Here is a 15,235-nt window from a genome sequence, read left to right as displayed (position 1 = left end):
GGGAGTCGGGCTGACCAGCCCGATACTGCGCCGCCATGATCATGGCGGTACCCCACAGCCTGAGGGAGCAATCGTGGCCGACCACACCCGGGATCCGGAGTCGTCCTCCGCCGGCATGCACACGGAGGGTCTCCTCGGAGGCGCCGACGAGGCCACGCAGGCCACGTTCGACGAAGTGCATCCGGGGCTGTTCCCCGATGACGGGATCCCGGACGGCACCAGCGGGTACCGGGTGCCGATCGCGTGCCAGATCGCGGGGATCACCTACCGGCAGCTCGACTACTGGGCCCGGACCGATCTCGTGGTGCCGTCGATCCGCAACGCGGCAGGGTCCGGCAGTCAGCGCCTCTACTCGTTCAAGGACATTCTCGTCCTGAAGATCGTCAAGCAGCTCCTGGACACCGGCATCTCCCTTCAGAACATCCGCAAGGCCGTGGAGCAGATCCGGTCCCGGGGCGTCAAGGACCTCGCCACGATCACCCTCTTCTCGGACGGTCGGACGGTGTTCGAGTGCACGTCCAAGGAGGAGGTGTTCGACCTCCTCCAGGGTGGTCAGGGTGTGTTCGGCATCGGGATCGGCGGCGCGATGCGCGAGCTCGCGGGATCGATCTCGGAGTTCCCCGCCGAAACCGTCTCGGTGGAGGACATCATCGAACCCATGGAGGACGAACTGGCGGCCCGTCGGCGCGCCCGCGCCTCGCGGCGAACGGGTTGATCGACGCCGGTCGTCTAGACTCGGTCCTGCGTTCACGCGACTCACGGGAGAGCCCCGCGGCAACTGCCGCGGGCGCCGAAGGAGCAACTCCTCTCCGAGAATCTCTCAGGCACCCGGACCGTGCAGTCGCTTAACGCCTCTGGAGAGCGGTGGAATCGACCACCCGCCCACGGGGAAAGCAGGGTCCGTTACGGGCCCGGCGAATCTCTCAGGCGCCGGCATCGAGCCGGCAGGGGACAGAGCGGAGAGGGTAGCACCGGCCCGCAGGCCGCCCGTCCGGGTGGCCCCGCCCTTCGAGGAGCACCTGTGACGACGACCCCGCACACCGCACGGACCGGAGGCGAGTTCGTCGCCCGCCATCTGGGACCCGACGCCGACGGCCTGGCCCGGATCCTGGAGACGATCGGGGTGAGGTCGCTCGACGAACTCGCCGAGCAGGCCTTTCCGTCGGTGATCGTCGACGAGCTGGATCGGGATGGTCGGGCGGCGGGGATCGACGCGCTCCCCGAACCGCTGTCGGAGGCCGAGACCCTGGACGCTCTCCGGGAGCTCGCGAACCGCAACACCGTGGCGGTCTCGATGATCGGTCAGGGCTACTACGACCCCCTCGCCCCGCCGGTGCTCATCCGCAACATCATCGAGAGCCGGGCCTGGTACACCGCCTACACCCCGTACCAGCCGGAGATCAGCCAGGGTCGGCTCGAGGCGCTGCTCAACTTCCAGACCATGGTCTCCGACCTCACCGGCATGGACATGGCCAACGCCTCCATGCTGGACGAGGGCACCGCGGCGGCCGAGGCCATGACCATGCTGCGTCGGTCCAACCGGACGTCGAAGAGCCCCCGCTTCGCCGTCGACGTCGACGTCTTCCCCCAGACCGCGGCGATCCTCGCCACCCGCGCCGAGCCGCTCGGCATCGAGCTGGTCACCACGAACCTCGTCGACGGGGGCCTGCCGGAGGGCGAGTTCTTCGGCGCGCTCGTGCAGACGCCGGGCGCGTCCGGCCGCGTGGCCGACGTGTCGAGGCTGATCGACGAGTGCCACGAGCGGGGCGTCATGGTGGCCGCCGGTGTGGACTTGTTGGCCGCGACCGTCCACACCCCGGCGGGGGAGAAGGGCGCCGACGCGTGTTTCGGCACCACGCAGCGGTTCGGCGTCCCGATGGGCTTCGGCGGACCCCACGCCGGCTTCCTCGCCTGCCGCACGGCCCACGCCCGCAACCTGCCCGGACGTCTGGTCGGCGTGTCGACGGACGCGGACGGCCGCGTCGCCTACCGCCTCGCCCTGCAGACTCGTGAGCAGCACATCCGCCGGGACAAGGCCACGTCCAACATCTGCACCGCGCAGGTCCTGCTCGCCGTCCTCGCGGCGATGTACGCCTCCTACCACGGCGCGTCGGGCCTGGCGGCCATCGCCCGGCGCGTCCACGCCCACGCGGCGGTCCTGGCCGACGGTCTCGTCGCCGCGGGCGTGCAGGTGGTCCACGCGGACTTCTTCGACACCGTTCTCGCCCGGGTTCCCGGCGACGCCGACCGGGTGGTCGCCGCGGCGGCCGAGCGCGGCGTCAACCTGTGGAAGGTCGACGACGACACCGTGTCCATCGCCTGTGACGAGGCGACCACCGGTGTCCACGTCTCGCTGGTGCTCGAGGCGTTCGGCGGTCGGATCGAGGACATCGCCGACACCGGGGCTCTCGAGATCCTCGTGGACCCCACCTACGGTGATCGCACCAGCGAGTACCTGCAGCACGAGGCGTTTGTCCGGTACCGCACCGAGACCGCGATGCTCCGGTACCTGCGGGCGCTCTCGGACAAGGACATGGCGCTCGACCGGACCATGATCCCGCTGGGCTCGTGCACCATGAAGCTCAACGCCACCACGGAGATGGAACCCATCACCTGGCCGGAGTTCAACCGACTCCACCCGTTCGCCCCGGCCGCGCAGACCGGCGGTATCCGGTCACTGGTGGCCGACGTCGAGAAGTGGCTGGTGGACATCACGGGCTACGCCGCGGTCAGCCTGCAGCCCAACGCCGGCAGCCAGGGTGAGTACGCGGGACTGCTCGCGATCCGCGCCTACCACCGGTCCCGCGGCGAGGAGAACCGGACGGTCTGTCTGATCCCGTCCTCGGCCCACGGGACCAACGCCGCCTCGGCCGTCATGGCCGGGATGAAGGTCGTCGTGGTGGCCTGCCGTCCCAACGGTGACGTGGACGTCGACGACCTCCGGACCAAGGTCTCCACGCACGCCGCGGAGCTCGCGGCGATCATGATCACCTACCCGTCCACGCACGGTGTGTTCGAGCACGACATCGAGGAGATCTGCGCGATCGTCCACGACGCGGGTGGCCAGGTGTACATCGACGGTGCCAACCTGAACGCCCTCGTGGGGGTCGCCCGTCCGGGTCGGTTCGGTGGCGATGTCAGTCACCTCAACCTGCACAAGACGTTCTGCATCCCGCACGGCGGTGGGGGTCCCGGGGTGGGCCCGGTCGCCGTGGCCGAGCATCTCCGTGAGTTCCTTCCCGGCCATCCCCACGAGGACGGCCTGGGCTCGGGCGGCGTGGTGTCCGCCGCGGCCTTCGGTTCCGCCTCGATCCTGCCCATCACCTGGGCGTACGTCCGGATGATGGGGGCCGACGGACTGCGGCGGGCCACGCTCACCGCCATCGCGAGCGCCAACTACCTCGCCCGCCGGATCGGCGAGCACTACCCGGTGCTGTACTCGGGAGACGGCGGCTGGGTGGCGCACGAGTGCATCCTCGACCTGCGCCCGCTCATCGACTCCGTGGGGATCTCGATCGACGACGTGGCCAAGCGGCTGGCGGACTACGGCTTCCACGCCCCCACGATGAGCTTCCCGGTGCCCAACACCCTCATGGTGGAGCCCACGGAGAGCGAGGACCTGGCCGAGCTCGACTCGTTCTGTGACGCGATGATCGCCATCCGCACGGAGATCGACCGGGTGGGCGCGGGGGAGTGGACGGTGGAGGACAACCCCCTCCGCGGCGCCCCGCACACCGCGGAGAGCGTCTCGGCCGACGAGTGGGGGCACGCCTACCCGCGGAGCGTGGCGGCGTACCCGCTCGGGGCGTCGTGGCGGCCCAAGGTGTGGCCCGCCGTGCGCCGGATCGACGGCGCGTACGGGGACCGCAACCTGGTCTGCTCCTGCCCGCCCCTCGAGGCGTTCGCGGAGGACTGATCCACGGGCGAGCCGGCGTTGTCGTACCCGCATGAGACCGTGCTGGGCATGACGACGACCGGACCCCGCCCCGTCCCCGCCCTCCCCGCGGCCTGCCTCGACTGGTGCCGCGCCCAACCCCCTGGCGTCCTCGTGGCCGACGAGTACGTGGAGATCGACCTCGACCTGTGGAACATCCGGTTGGCCGAGCGCGGGGTCGACCTACGCCTGGTCGCGGGTGGCCCCGACGGCGGGCGGGTGGAGACCGGCTCCGGCTTCCTCCGCAGGAGCGATCTGTGGGCGGCGGGACGGAGGGCTCGCGGCAGTCTCGAGGAGTCGGTGGTCGCGCTCTACATGTGTGCAGCATGGCTTGCCGGCCACCCACTGCGCTCCGGGATCCGACGCGGGCTCCCGGATTTCCGGGTACCGGAGCGGGATCGTCAGGCCTGGCGGTCCCTCTCCACGCACGGCTATCCGCTGGTCCTCCACGACGTGGTGGATTGGCTCGACGCCCCCGCGGAGGCGATGAACCTGCTGCGTAACGGTGCTCCGCACGGATGCGCGGGCAGGGGGGTGCCGGATCTCGGATTCCCGCTCGCCTCCCTGTACCTGTCCTCGCTGGGCATGGCGTGGTCCGAGCAGAGCATCGTGCCGGTGGACCCGGCAGGTATCGCGAGCCTGGTCCACGCGGGGTGGACCGAGGTCGAGTCGTTCGCCCGGATGACCCCACGCCGCTATCAGCGGTACCTCGACGTGGTGGCAGGGTGGGCGGACGTCGCCGCCGTCGATCCGCTCGTGGTGGAGATGTGGCTCGTGCGTGAGTGGCACGAGCGGCGGACACGGGTCGTCCCCTCGGGGTCCTCGGCCCAGAGCCCTCCCGGAAGCCGACCGTGGTGACGGGCGGGACCGTATAGGGTCCGGGCATGGAACCACGGGAGTACACCGTCGACGTCCCGGTCGGCCGGCTCGACGTCCTCGCTTGGGAGCCGGAGGGAGACGCGCGGGACACCGTTCTGGCGCTCCACGGTTTCCCCGAATCGCCGTGGGAGTGGGAATCCGTCGCCGGCCTCCTCGCCGCCCAGGGGATCCGCGTGATCGCCCCGGCGCAGCGGGGGTACTCGCCGGGCGCCCGCCCCGACCGCGTCGAGGCCTACGCTATCGAGCACCTGGCCGCGGACGCGCTGGCAGTGGTCGACCATCTCGGTCTGGAGAGGGTCCACCTGCTGGGTCACGACTGGGGTGCGTCCGTCGCCTGGTGGTTGGCAGCCCATCATCCGGATCGGGTGGCAACACTCACCGCGGTGTCCATCCCGCACCTCGCGGCGTTCACGGAGGCACTGTCGACAGACCCTGATCAGCAGGCGAGATCGGTGTACTTCACCCTCTTCCGCCAGGAGGGGAAGGCGGAGGACGTCCTCCTCGACGGGGACGCCCGCCGCCTGCGTGCGATGTTCGGTGGGGAGGTGTCGGACGGCGTGGTGGACAGGCACCTCGCCCTGGTCGGCGACCGTGCGGGACTGACGGGGGCACTCAACTGGTATCGCGCCATGCGCCGGTACGACCTCCCCGAGGTCTCGGTGCCCACGACGTACCTGTGGGGTGAGGACGACATGGCGGTCGCGCGGTCGGGTGCGGAGTCGACCGCCGACTGGGTGACGGCGGACTACCGGTTCGTCCCGCTCGCGGGGAGGGGGCACTGGCTCCCGGAGCAGGTCCCCGACGTGGTCGCGAGGGAAGTCCTCGCTCGCCTGGGCTGACCGCACCCTGACCGCACGGTCCCGGCGGCCCCGGCGGCCCTGGCGGCCCCGGCAGGCTCGCGGAGTGGGGCACGCCGTGGGCCGTCACTTGATGGCGGCTCCCGCGTCGACCGGGAGGGACACGCCGGTGATGTAGCGGGCCTCGTCGGAGACCAGGAACGCCACCGCGTTGGAGATGTCGATCGACTCCACCCACGGGACCTCGAGCACGTGCATCTGGCGTGCGGCCTCCGCGAAGGCGGCCTTGGGGTCGCCGCCGCCCGCGCCGAACTGGCCCATCGTCGCATCGTTCATGATCATGTCAGTGTCGACGTTGGTCGGGTGCACCGCGTTGACCCTGATCCCCTGCCCGCCGTATTCCACCGCCAGCACCTTCATCAGGCCGAGCATGCCGTGCTTGGCGGAGGCGTAGTGGGCGATACCCGCCAGTCCCTTGAGGCCCGCGAGTGAGCTGGTCATGACGATCGATCCGCCTCCGGAGGCGATGAGGTGGGGTATGGCGACCCGGCACGTGCGCCATACCCCCGAGAGGTTGATCCCCACCATCTCCTCCCACATCTCCTCGGACATGTCGGCGCCGGGGGCGAAGCTGGCGATCCCGGCGTTCGCGCACACGATGTCCAACCTGCCCAGCTCGGCCACGCCCTTGTCCACCGCGGCACCGAGGGCGTCGAGGTCACGGACATCCGCCTCCGCGCCGACGAACCGGCGCCCGAGGGCCTCGACCTGACGCGCGGTCTCCGCGAGATCCTCAGCGGTGGCGGTCGGATAGGGGCACGTGGCCACCTGTGTGGAGATGTCCACCCCGATGATGTCCGCGCCCTCGGCGGCGAGCCGGAGCGCGTGGCTCCGACCCTGGCCCTTCGCCGCGCCGGTGATGAACGCGACCCTTCCCTCGAGCTTGCCCATGTCGACCTCCCGTGCCGCACACGCGCCGCCCGGGTGTGAGCGACGTCACTTGGCGCAAGGGTAGGGCACGCCTCGCCGCCGGGACAGGCCGCGTCCCACCCGTTGGCCGCCGTGACCGCTGGGTGGGACGCCGCGCTGCGCCGGGGGCGTCAGCCCTGGCGAAGTTCGCGCTTGAGGAGCTTGCCGGACTGGTTCCTCGGCAGTTCGTCCACGAACACGACTCGCTTGGGCACCTTGAACGGCGCGAGGTGGGCCCGCGTGCCGCTGATGATCTCCTCCTCCGTCACGTCGGCGCCCTCCTTGAGGACGACGATCGCCGTGACGGCCTCGATCCACTTCTCGTCCGGGGTGCCGATCACGGCGACCTCCGCGACGCGCACGTCCTGGTAGACCGCGTCCTCGACCTCACGGGACGCCACGAGGACGCCGCCGGTGTTGATCACGTCCTTGATGCGGTCGACCACCTCGATGAACCCCTCGGCGTCACGGATCACCAGGTCACCCGAGTGGAACCACCCGTCCCGGAACGCCTCGGCCGTGGCCTCGGGCTTGTTCCAGTAACCCGCGCACAGCTGGGGAGAGCGGTAGACGATCTCGCCCCGTTCGCCGTCCGCGACGTCGGCGCCGCTCTCGTCGACAACGCGGGCCTCGACGAAGAACACGGACCGACCGGCGCTGGCCGGACGGGCGTCGTGCTCCTCGGGGCGCAGGACACAGGCGAGAGGGCCGATCTCGGACTGGCCGAAGCAGTTGTAGAAGCCCAGATCGGGGTACTTGCCACGCAGTCGCTGCAGGACCGTCACCGGCATGATCGACGCGCCGTACTGCGCCTTCCTCAGGCTCGAGAGATCGCGCGTGTCGAGGTCCGGGTGGGAGGCCAACGGGACCCACACCGTGGGGGCCAGGAAGAGGGACCCGATCTTGTCCGCCTCGACCCTGCGGAGGATCTCCGGGACGTCGGGAGCCGCCATGAGGTGCACCGTCGCGCCCAGGGACAGGTAGGGCAGTGCAAAGACGTGCATCGCGGCGGAATGATAGAGCGGCATGGTCACCAGCGGCTCGTCGTCGGCGGTGAGGTCCAGGGTGAGGATGCAGCTCACGTACTCGTGGACCAGCGCGGCATGCGTCATCATCGCGCCCTTGGGGCGCGAGGTCGTCCCCGAGGTGTAGAGGAGCTGGGCCAGGTCACCGCCGGTCGAGGGGGAGTCCACGGGCGCGGGCGGGGTCTGGTCGAGCGCGGAGCCCAGGATCGTCCCCCCGGCGGGCTCACCGGAGCCGGGGAGCAGTGCGAGAGACCGCAGCCGGGGCATGGTCGCGAGGACCTTGTCCAGGGTGGGCGCCTGGGCGGGGTCGACCAGGACGAGGGTGGCGCCGGAGTCCGCCAGCAGGTACTCGAGCTCGCCCCCGGTGAGGGCGTAGTTCACCGGAACGTGGGTGAACCCGGCCCGGGAGGTGGCGAGGAAGGCGATGAGGTAAGCGTCCGAGTTGACGCCGTACGCCGCGACCCGGGTGCCGGCGTCGAGGCCGAGGCCGAGGAGCATCGCGGCCACCCGGTCGACCGCGGAGTCGAGCGCCGCATAGGTCCACCGACGGTCGTCGAAGGTCAGAGCGGTTCGGTCGGGGTATCGCGCCGCGGAGCGACGCAGGACCGCGTCGACCGTCGCGGAACCGACTGCGGAGGGGACAGGCTGAGGGGTACTGGTCATCCGCCCAGCATATAGAGGCACCGGGGCGTCCGGCGCGGGCTCAGTCCTCGCCCTTGACGATCTCCAGCACCGCGGGGGGGATCGCGCCGCTGGCGTCGCGCGGGGTCCAGTGCTCACTCGGAACCCACTGCGACCCGCATCCGCGGCACGCGAACATCTGCTCCCCACGGCGCTGGACCGGGGTTCGGGTCCACTCGCACAGGTCACGGCAGGACCGCACGCGGAGCGGTGCGATGCCGGAATCGGCCTGTCGGCGGGAGAGGGAACGCAGGAAACTCGACATGTCGGGGCCCAGGATAGTCCGCGCCGGCACGCTCCGTGAGTGGAGGTGACGGCCGGTAGCCTGTGTGGACCCCGACCAGGACGGAGCCGGACATGACCGAGTGCCCGTGTGGCAGTGGAACCGGGTTCGCCACGTGCTGCGGGCCACTCGTGGCCGACGGCGTCCCGGCGGCGACGGCCGAGCAACTCATGCGCTCGAGGTACACGGCCTTCGTCCTCGGCAGCGAGGAACACCTCTGGCGGACGTGGCACCCGCGGACCAGGCCCTCCACGGTCGAGGTGGACGACGTCGACTGGACCGGTCTCACCATCCTCGACGTGGTGTCCGGAGGAGTGGACGACGCCACCGGCGCGGTGGAGTTCGAGGCCGCCTTCCGCGGTCCCGACGGGCCGTCGTCCATTCGCGAACGATCGACCTTCGAGCGCCGGGGCGGGCGCTGGGTCTATCTCGAGGGCGAGGTCACGAGGCCATCGGGTCGACCGGCTGGCGGGTGACGGTGACCGAGCCGATGGTCCTCGGTGTGACGAGATCGATTCGACCGATCCGCTCACCCCGGGGCATCTTCCACGCGACCATTCCGCGGATCTCCTCGCCGGGGAAGCTCATCACCGACTGGACCAGCGGATCCTCCACCGTCCCGGTCGGGTTCTCCAGCCGCTCGAAGGGTCGGCCCGAGGGGTCGAACGCGGTGAAGTCCGCCGGCCCGAGCACCGGTTGACCGGACGCCTGCACCGCGCGGACATCCACCACCACGATCGAGTCCGTGTACCCGGACGACGGGACTATCCGCAGGTTGGACAGGGTCACGGTGGCGTCCCACTGGTCGCCGGCCACGGGGAAGGGACGGTCGAACTGCTGCGACGACGGCAGGGGTCCGGCGGGGCTGCCTGTGGGCGCGGGGACGCCGCGGGTGTCGTCGTCGCCGAAGATCGACGGCGAGCAGGCGGTCGTGAACACGGCCGCGGCCGCGAGGACGGCAGCGAGGGCGGCGCGACGCATGTGGCGCTCCTGGGGAGATGTCGTGGGCCGGGCGCGTCCCGGCAGATCCTGATCCTACTGTCCGTCCGTGTGGTCCTCCTCGGCGGCGCGCAGGTCACGCCACCTCTTGCCCGCCACCCGTCGGGCGAGGTCCGAGTAGATGTCGTCGAGTTCCGCGGAGATCTCGGCGAGCTGGATTTTGAAGTTGACGGGCACGAACACCCGGTCGACGAACTCGGACTCGGCGGAGATGGTCTTGCCGTCGAACACATACCGGCACCACAACGAATCCCGGTTGAGGATCGCCACCTCGGTCTCGGCGGCCGACACATCCTCCACCGACGAGACGAGCGGGCTCCGGAAGACGATCAGCGGGAGGGAGCGGTGCGCCCTGACAAAGAGCACGACACATCCGGCGGGGACGGTGAACACGTCATGCTCGTCGGCCTGGACACGACGCTGGTACACCTCGGCGAGAGCCGCGCCCACGGCGCGTGTCGCCTCATCGGGATCGGTGATGGGCAGCGGCTGGAAATCCGCGTCCTGCTGGACAGGGCGTGCAGCCTCGCCGTGGTCGGTGTGGTCGGGGCCCGCCACATCGTGGAGGAACACGGGGTGGGGGATCCCGAAGACCCGCTCCATGGTCCCCGCCACGAGGTGCGCGGCCTCCGAGGCGCGCGACACGGGGAGGGTGACGGACGGGCTGGGAGCGCTCCCCGGGATCGCCTCCGGACTCCCGTCCGCCCAGCCCAGCGAGGTCAGCTGCTCGAGCTGGCCCCGGCGCAACGGGACGGGGAGATCCTCCGACCCACCGCCGGAGACCTCGAGGTGGATCCGCTCGCCTCCGGCCGCGGTGAAGCGGATGTAGGGGGCGCGGGTGGACGGTGCTCCGAGGACCGGCACGGCCAGGTCGAAGGTCGCCCCGGGAACCAGGTCACGCAGGAGGTCGGCCAGGCGGGCGGCGAAGCGTTCCCACCCGGCAGCGATCGACGCGTCGACGTCGAACTCGAAATCCGGCATGGGGTGCAGTCAACCACCGCGCCGCAGCGTCCGTGCGGGGTTCGCGATGTGAGTTCCCGGGGGATCAGTCCCCGGTCCGCGCGTGTCCCGCCTGGTAATCCGACCAGTACTCGTCGGAGCCGTCGAAGCCCACCCGGATCCCGTCCGCGCCGCCGTCGATGATCTCCGGTTCGATCGGCGAGATCTCGCGCTCGCACGCGAGGGCGGAGTCGACGTCGGAGAACTCGGACAGGAGGCGGAGTTGGGTCCACGTGGGGGGCAGGAGCATGGAGCGTCCCGAACGGAAATCCTCGAGCAGGTCGATCGGGCGGGCCCACATGGTGAGGTCGACCTCGGTCGTCAGGTCGTCCGGCTCCTGCCCCTCGGGGAGGGCGGCGAGGAAGAACCGGGTGTCGTACCGCCGGGGCTCCACGGCCGGGGTGATCCAGTGGTCGAAGGGGCGGAGCCGACCCGCGGCGAGGGAGAGATCCTCGTCGGCGAGGAACCGGCTGAAGGTCAGCCGGTGCTCTTCGAGGTCGGCGCGGCTCGAATGGTACCGGCCGGCGTCCGAGACGGGTGAGCCGTCGAGGTGGTCCGCCAGCAGCACGCCGCACTCCTCGAAGGTCTCCCTCGCCGCCGCACACACCAGGCGGCGGGCCCGCGGGACATCGCAATCGAACCGGCCGGCCCACCACTCCGGGGCGGGACCCGTCCAGGCGACGTCCGGATCGTCGTCGGCGGCGTCCACACCGCCACCGGGGAACACGGTCATCCCGCCGGCGAACGCCATGCCGCGGACGCGGCGCGCGACGAACACCTCCGGTCCCTGGTCGGCGTCACGGACCACCATCACGGTGGAGGCGTCTTTGATCGGGCGGGTGGCGGTGGCCTGGAGGTCGGTCATGACGACAGTGTCGCCCGGCGTGATGGGGGGTGGTGCGGTGGGGTGATGAATCCGCCACTTTCAGGGGCTGTCGGGGGTGTGCGCGGGGGAGGTGGGAAGTGCTCCGTGGAGCACCCGTCGGACGTGGAGTCGAAGGTCGGCTCGGTGGTCGCGACCCGGCGTCCGGTCGGTTCCCGACCGCACGATTCCCATGTACAGGACGTCGAAGACGGTCTGGGCCGGGCCCTCGAGGTCGGATCCGGGTGCGCCCGCGGAGTGCCGCGCGAGTATCTCCCCGATGCTCCCGCGCAAGTCCCGGAAGATCCGCTGCGCCTCCTCGCGGTGCGGACCCGGCTCACCGAACAGGGTCTCACGGTGGTAGGCGGCGATGTTCTCGGGCTGGGTCTCGAGCGCGACGAACAGTGGGTCGCAGAGTGTGACGAGATCCTCCACCGGGTCGCCGGTGTCGGGCACGGTGTCGACCATCGCGCGAAGTTGCTCGTTGGCCACCATGCACAGGAGTTCGCCCTTGGACGTGGCGTAGCGGAACAGCGTTCCCGTTCCCACCTCCGCCAGGTCGGCCACCTCCTGGGTGGTGATGGAGGAGTACCCGCGGCGGGAGAACAGGTCCCGCGCGGCGTCCCGGATCCGGCGTTGCTTGTCGGCCTTGTTCAGCTCGCGACGACCCGGCTCGCGGGGCAGACTCACGAGAACCATTCCGTGGGCTTCCCGGCCATCAGCAGCAGAGAGAACACGACGGCGATCACGACCAGCGCCACGAGCAGGGCCACCACAGGGGATCGGAGGGCGAACGCCAGGGCCCGCTCGGGTAGCGAGCGGGGCTGATCCCCCCCGGGGCCGAGGCGCCAGGGGCCCTCGAGGAGGCCCCGGTGCTCGACCGACCGCTCGAAGGGGACCGTGGCGTAGGGGATGACGGCGGAGGCCAGCCCGAGCACGCCGGTCGCGGGGGACCACCGCTTGTCGGTCCACACCGCGAGCGTGGTCGCGGAGTAACAGAGGAACACGAACCCGTGGATGCTGCCGCCGACCATCGTCGCCCAGTCGAGCCCGAACGCGTACTTGCCGATCATCCCCAGGATCAGCAGGGTCCAGGTGATCACCTCCGCCAGCGCGAGCCTCGTGTACAGGATGCGGGGGGTCACAGTCGTCCTCCAGGTGTCGGGTCGATGGTCGATGGTCATCGTACGGTCACCCTTCCGGTCGCCTGGTTCCAGGCTCCGGGCGGGATCAGCCGGACAGGGCCAGTGAGGCGAACCGGACCTCGCCGGCCTCGTCGCTGGCGCCCAGGTCCACCACGCCCTCGATCGCCCAGCCGTGATCGCCCTCGGGGTCGTCGATGACCTGTCGGACGCGCCACGTCCCGGGCTCGAGCCCGTCACCCGATTCCGTGACCGAGAACAGCGCCGGCCCGCGGGCCTGCGGCCCTGCTCCTATCTCGTCGTACTCGTCCCAGTAGGCGTCGATCTCCGCGTCCCAGTCGGGGTGCTGGGGCACGTCCGAGTCGAGTTCGACCAGCCGGTCGATGTCGTCCCTCGACAACAGCTCCACCCGCCGGAACATGGCGTTGCGGACCATCACCCGGAATGCCCGCCGGTTGGCGGTGACGGGACGGGTCGCCCCGGAGGACTGGCCGAAGGCGAGCTCGGCCACCTGCTCCGGGGAGACGTCGGGGTCGGTGAGGAGTTCCCACTCGTCCAACAGGCTCGAGTCGACCTGGCGCACCAGTTCCCCCAGCCACTCCACGAGGTCGTCGAACTCCTCGGTCCTCAGGTCCGCCGGGACGGTCTGGCGGAGCGCCCGGTAGGCGTCGGTGAGGTAACGCAGGACCGACCCCTCGGACCGGCCGAGACCGTATGCCGACACCAGGTCGGAGAACGTCATGCCCCGCTCGACCATCTCCCGGATCACCGACTTGGGCGAGGGCTCGAGCCCGGCGACCCACGGGTGCCCGGCCCGGTACGCGTCGTAGGCGTCGGCGATGAGGTCCGCGAGCGGCTTGGGCCACGAGATCTCCTCGACGATCTCCATCCGCTCGGAGTACTCCACCCCATCGGCCTTGAGGGCGCCGATGGCCTCGCCGCGCGCCGCCCGCTGTTGGGCGTAGAGGATCGGCCTCGGGTCGTCGAGGACGGCCTCGATCACCGACACGAGATCCAGCGCCGGGGTGGGGGAGTCGGGGTCGAGGATCTCCATCGTCGCGATGGCGAACGGCGCGAGCGGCTGGTTGAGCGCGAAGTCCCGCTGGAGGTCGACGGTGAGGCGGACGTGTCGCCCGTCGGAATCGGGCTCCGCGACCCGCTCGACGATGCTGGCGGTCTCGAGGCCTCGGAAGAGCTCGATCGACCGAAGGACGTGATGTCGGGTCCGTGCTCGGGTCTCGTGGGAGGACAACAGGAGGTGGCGCATGTGTGCGTAGCAGCTCCCGGGGCGCGAGATCACGTTGAGAAGCATGCCGTTGCTCACCTCGAAACGGCTGGTGAGCTGTTCGGGCTGCGCCCCGACGAGCTTGTCGAACGTGGCCTGCGACCAGTTGACGAAGCCCTCCGGGGGCTTCTTCTTGGCGGGCCTGCCCTTCTTCTTGGGGTTGGCGGCCACCTTGGCGGCGGCCTTGGAGTTCTCGACCTCGTGCTCGGGGGCCAGCACCACCACCAGTCCCTCTGTGTCGAACCCGGCACGCCCGGCGCGGCCGGCGATCTGGTGGAACTCCCGGGACTTGAGGACGCGCTGGCGGCGGCCGTCGAATTTGGTGAGACCGGTGAACAGCACCGTCCGGATGGGGACGTTGATGCCCACGCCGAGTGTGTCCGTGCCGCAGATGACCGTGAGGAGCCCGTCCTGGGCGAGCCGCTCGACCAGGCGCCGGTACTTGGGGAGCATCCCGGCGTGGTGGACGCCGATTCCGTGCAGGAGGAGCTTGCGCAGGGTCCGGCCGAACGCGGTGGTGAACCGGAACCCGCCGATCTCCGTGGAGATCTCCGCCTTGCGTTCCTTGGAGGCCACCGTGAGCGAGGTGAGTGCCTGTGCCTGCTCGAGGGCGGAGGCCTGGGTGAAGTGGACGATGTAGGCGGGGGCCTTCCCGTCCCGGATCAGGAGTTCGACCGTCTCCTGCACCCCGGCGAGGACGTACTCGAACGACAGGGGAACGGGCCGGTCGGTGCCGCCGACGAGGGTGGACTCGCGCCCGGTGCGGCGGCGCAGGTCCTCGAGCAGCCAGTCCACGTCGCCCAGCGTGGCGGACATCAGCAGGAATTGCGTGTCGGGCAGCTCGATGAGCGGGACCTGCCAGGCCCAGCCCCGGTCGGGATCCGAGTAGTAGTGGAACTCGTCCATCACCACTTGGCCGATGTCCGCGTCGGCCCCCTCGCGGAGGGCGATGTTCGCGACGATCTCGGCGGTGGCACAGACGATCGGGGCGTGCGGGTTCACCGACGCGTCGCCGGTGAGCATCCCCACGTTCTCGGCGCCGAACACGGTGCACAGCGCGAAGAACTTCTCGCTGACCAGGGCCTTGATCGGGGCGGTGTAGTAGCTGCGGACCCCCCTGGCCATCGCGGAGAAGTGCGCGCCCAGCGCCACGAGGGACTTGCCCGAGCCCGTCGGGGTGGCCAGGACGACGTGGCTGCCCGCCGCTACCTCGAGGACCGCCTCCTCCTGCGCCGGGTACAGACTGAGGCCCTGATCGGCGGCCCAGGCCACAAAGGCGTCGAAGACCGCCTCCTCGTGGAGGTCGGAGGGGACGTCGTCCAGGTCAGCGAGGAGTTCGGGCAGATGCACTCTGCCGAGCCTAGCCGCCCGGGCGGACGG

14 protein-coding genes and 1 riboswitch are annotated in these 15,235 nt (G+C 70.5%); of the genes, 5 read left to right on the top strand and 9 right to left on the bottom strand.

Features of this window, described 5'->3' with window-relative positions; genetic code table 11:
• The first annotated feature begins 115 nt into the window (after window positions 1-115).
• The 4 genes from Q0444_RS12440 to Q0444_RS12425 all read left to right on the top strand — a co-directional run bounded on the left by Q0444_RS12440 (window position 116) and on the right by Q0444_RS12425 (window position 5,652).
• Window positions 116-715 (top strand): MerR family transcriptional regulator, encoded by a 600-nt coding sequence (locus Q0444_RS12440; protein ID WP_291085724.1) that lies wholly within the window; start codon window positions 116-118, stop codon window positions 713-715.
• Between the two features lie 34 nt (window positions 716-749).
• Window positions 750-846: riboswitch (glycine riboswitch) on the top strand.
• Between the two features lie 175 nt (window positions 847-1,021).
• Window positions 1,022-3,916 (top strand): aminomethyl-transferring glycine dehydrogenase, encoded by a 2,895-nt coding sequence (gcvP, locus tag Q0444_RS12435; protein WP_299023373.1) that lies wholly within the window; start codon window positions 1,022-1,024, stop codon window positions 3,914-3,916.
• 48 nt (window positions 3,917-3,964) lie between these two features.
• Window positions 3,965-4,792, top strand: a complete 828-nt coding sequence (locus tag Q0444_RS12430; protein ID WP_291085643.1) for a hypothetical protein — start codon at window positions 3,965-3,967, stop codon at window positions 4,790-4,792.
• A 26-nt stretch (window positions 4,793-4,818) separates the two neighbouring features.
• Window positions 4,819-5,652, top strand: coding sequence for an alpha/beta fold hydrolase (locus Q0444_RS12425; protein ID WP_291085640.1), 834 nt, complete (start codon window positions 4,819-4,821; stop codon window positions 5,650-5,652).
• Window positions 5,653-5,736: 84 nt separating this feature from the next.
• On the opposite strand, the gene Q0444_RS12420 is transcribed toward Q0444_RS12425, so the two are convergent.
• The 3 genes from Q0444_RS12420 to Q0444_RS12410 form a co-directional block, all read right to left on the bottom strand.
• Window positions 5,737-6,561: a mycofactocin-coupled SDR family oxidoreductase gene (locus Q0444_RS12420; RefSeq protein WP_299023372.1), complete on the bottom strand. Its 825-nt coding sequence runs from the start codon at window positions 6,559-6,561 to the stop codon at window positions 5,737-5,739.
• A 149-nt stretch (window positions 6,562-6,710) separates the two neighbouring features.
• Complete coding sequence (locus tag Q0444_RS12415) at window positions 6,711-8,267, bottom strand: fatty acyl-CoA synthetase (protein WP_291085634.1); 1,557 nt, start codon at window positions 8,265-8,267, stop codon at window positions 6,711-6,713.
• A gap of 40 nt (window positions 8,268-8,307) precedes the next feature.
• Window positions 8,308-8,550 (bottom strand): hypothetical protein, encoded by a 243-nt coding sequence (locus Q0444_RS12410; protein ID WP_291085631.1) that lies wholly within the window; start codon window positions 8,548-8,550, stop codon window positions 8,308-8,310.
• Window positions 8,551-8,642: 92 nt separating this feature from the next.
• Between Q0444_RS12410 and Q0444_RS12405 the strand changes: the two genes are divergently transcribed.
• Window positions 8,643-9,044, top strand: coding sequence for a YchJ family protein (locus Q0444_RS12405; RefSeq protein WP_291085628.1), 402 nt, complete (start codon window positions 8,643-8,645; stop codon window positions 9,042-9,044).
• Here the strand turns inward: Q0444_RS12405 and Q0444_RS12400 are convergent.
• From Q0444_RS12400 to Q0444_RS12375, 6 genes are all read right to left on the bottom strand, one after another.
• Window positions 9,010-9,549 (bottom strand): hypothetical protein, encoded by a 540-nt coding sequence (locus tag Q0444_RS12400; RefSeq protein WP_291085625.1) that lies wholly within the window; start codon window positions 9,547-9,549, stop codon window positions 9,010-9,012. The genes Q0444_RS12405 and Q0444_RS12400 overlap by 35 nt on opposite strands.
• A gap of 54 nt (window positions 9,550-9,603) precedes the next feature.
• Entirely contained in the window at window positions 9,604-10,548 is a 945-nt protein-coding gene (locus tag Q0444_RS12395) for a TY-Chap domain-containing protein (protein ID WP_299023371.1), read from the bottom strand.
• A 64-nt stretch (window positions 10,549-10,612) separates the two neighbouring features.
• Window positions 10,613-11,431 carry an NUDIX hydrolase gene (locus tag Q0444_RS12390; protein ID WP_291085619.1) on the bottom strand — a complete coding sequence of 273 codons (819 nt, stop codon included), beginning with the start codon at window positions 11,429-11,431 and terminating at the stop codon, window positions 10,613-10,615.
• 60 nt (window positions 11,432-11,491) lie between these two features.
• Entirely contained in the window at window positions 11,492-12,118 is a 627-nt protein-coding gene (locus tag Q0444_RS12385; protein WP_291085616.1) for a TetR/AcrR family transcriptional regulator, read from the bottom strand.
• Window positions 12,115-12,573, bottom strand: a complete 459-nt coding sequence (locus tag Q0444_RS12380; protein ID WP_291085613.1) for a DUF3817 domain-containing protein — start codon at window positions 12,571-12,573, stop codon at window positions 12,115-12,117. The genes Q0444_RS12385 and Q0444_RS12380 overlap by 4 nt, the downstream gene beginning before the upstream one ends.
• An 85-nt stretch (window positions 12,574-12,658) precedes the next feature.
• Window positions 12,659-15,205 carry an RNA helicase gene (locus Q0444_RS12375; RefSeq protein WP_299023370.1) on the bottom strand — a complete coding sequence of 849 codons (2,547 nt, stop codon included), beginning with the start codon at window positions 15,203-15,205 and terminating at the stop codon, window positions 12,659-12,661.
• Window positions 15,206-15,235 lie beyond the last annotated feature (30 nt).

Origin of the sequence: uncultured Dietzia sp. (assembly GCF_937873725.1) — a bacterium.
Lineage (GTDB): Bacteria > Actinomycetota > Actinomycetes > Mycobacteriales > Mycobacteriaceae > Dietzia.
The sequence above is the reverse complement of the archived record's forward strand: the minus strand, read 5'-3'. Positions and strand labels throughout refer to the sequence as shown.

Coding starts and splice junctions, on each gene's coding strand:
- Q0444_RS12440 (WP_291085724.1), top strand. CDS start 116: ATGCACACGGAGGGTCTCCTCGGAGGCGCCGACGAGGCCACGCAGGCC.
- Q0444_RS12430 (WP_291085643.1), top strand. CDS start 3,965: ATGACGACGACCGGACCCCGCCCCGTCCCCGCCCTCCCCGCGGCCTGC.
- Q0444_RS12425 (WP_291085640.1), top strand. CDS start 4,819: ATGGAACCACGGGAGTACACCGTCGACGTCCCGGTCGGCCGGCTCGAC.
- Q0444_RS12420 (WP_299023372.1), bottom strand. CDS start 6,561: ATGGGCAAGCTCGAGGGAAGGGTCGCGTTCATCACCGGCGCGGCGAAG.
- Q0444_RS12415 (WP_291085634.1), bottom strand. CDS start 8,267: ATGACCAGTACCCCTCAGCCTGTCCCCTCCGCAGTCGGTTCCGCGACG.
- Q0444_RS12410 (WP_291085631.1), bottom strand. CDS start 8,550: ATGTCGAGTTTCCTGCGTTCCCTCTCCCGCCGACAGGCCGATTCCGGC.
- Q0444_RS12405 (WP_291085628.1), top strand. CDS start 8,643: ATGACCGAGTGCCCGTGTGGCAGTGGAACCGGGTTCGCCACGTGCTGC.
- Q0444_RS12400 (WP_291085625.1), bottom strand. CDS start 9,549: ATGCGTCGCGCCGCCCTCGCTGCCGTCCTCGCGGCCGCGGCCGTGTTC.
- Q0444_RS12395 (WP_299023371.1), bottom strand. CDS start 10,548: ATGCCGGATTTCGAGTTCGACGTCGACGCGTCGATCGCTGCCGGGTGG.
- Q0444_RS12390 (WP_291085619.1), bottom strand. CDS start 11,431: ATGACCGACCTCCAGGCCACCGCCACCCGCCCGATCAAAGACGCCTCC.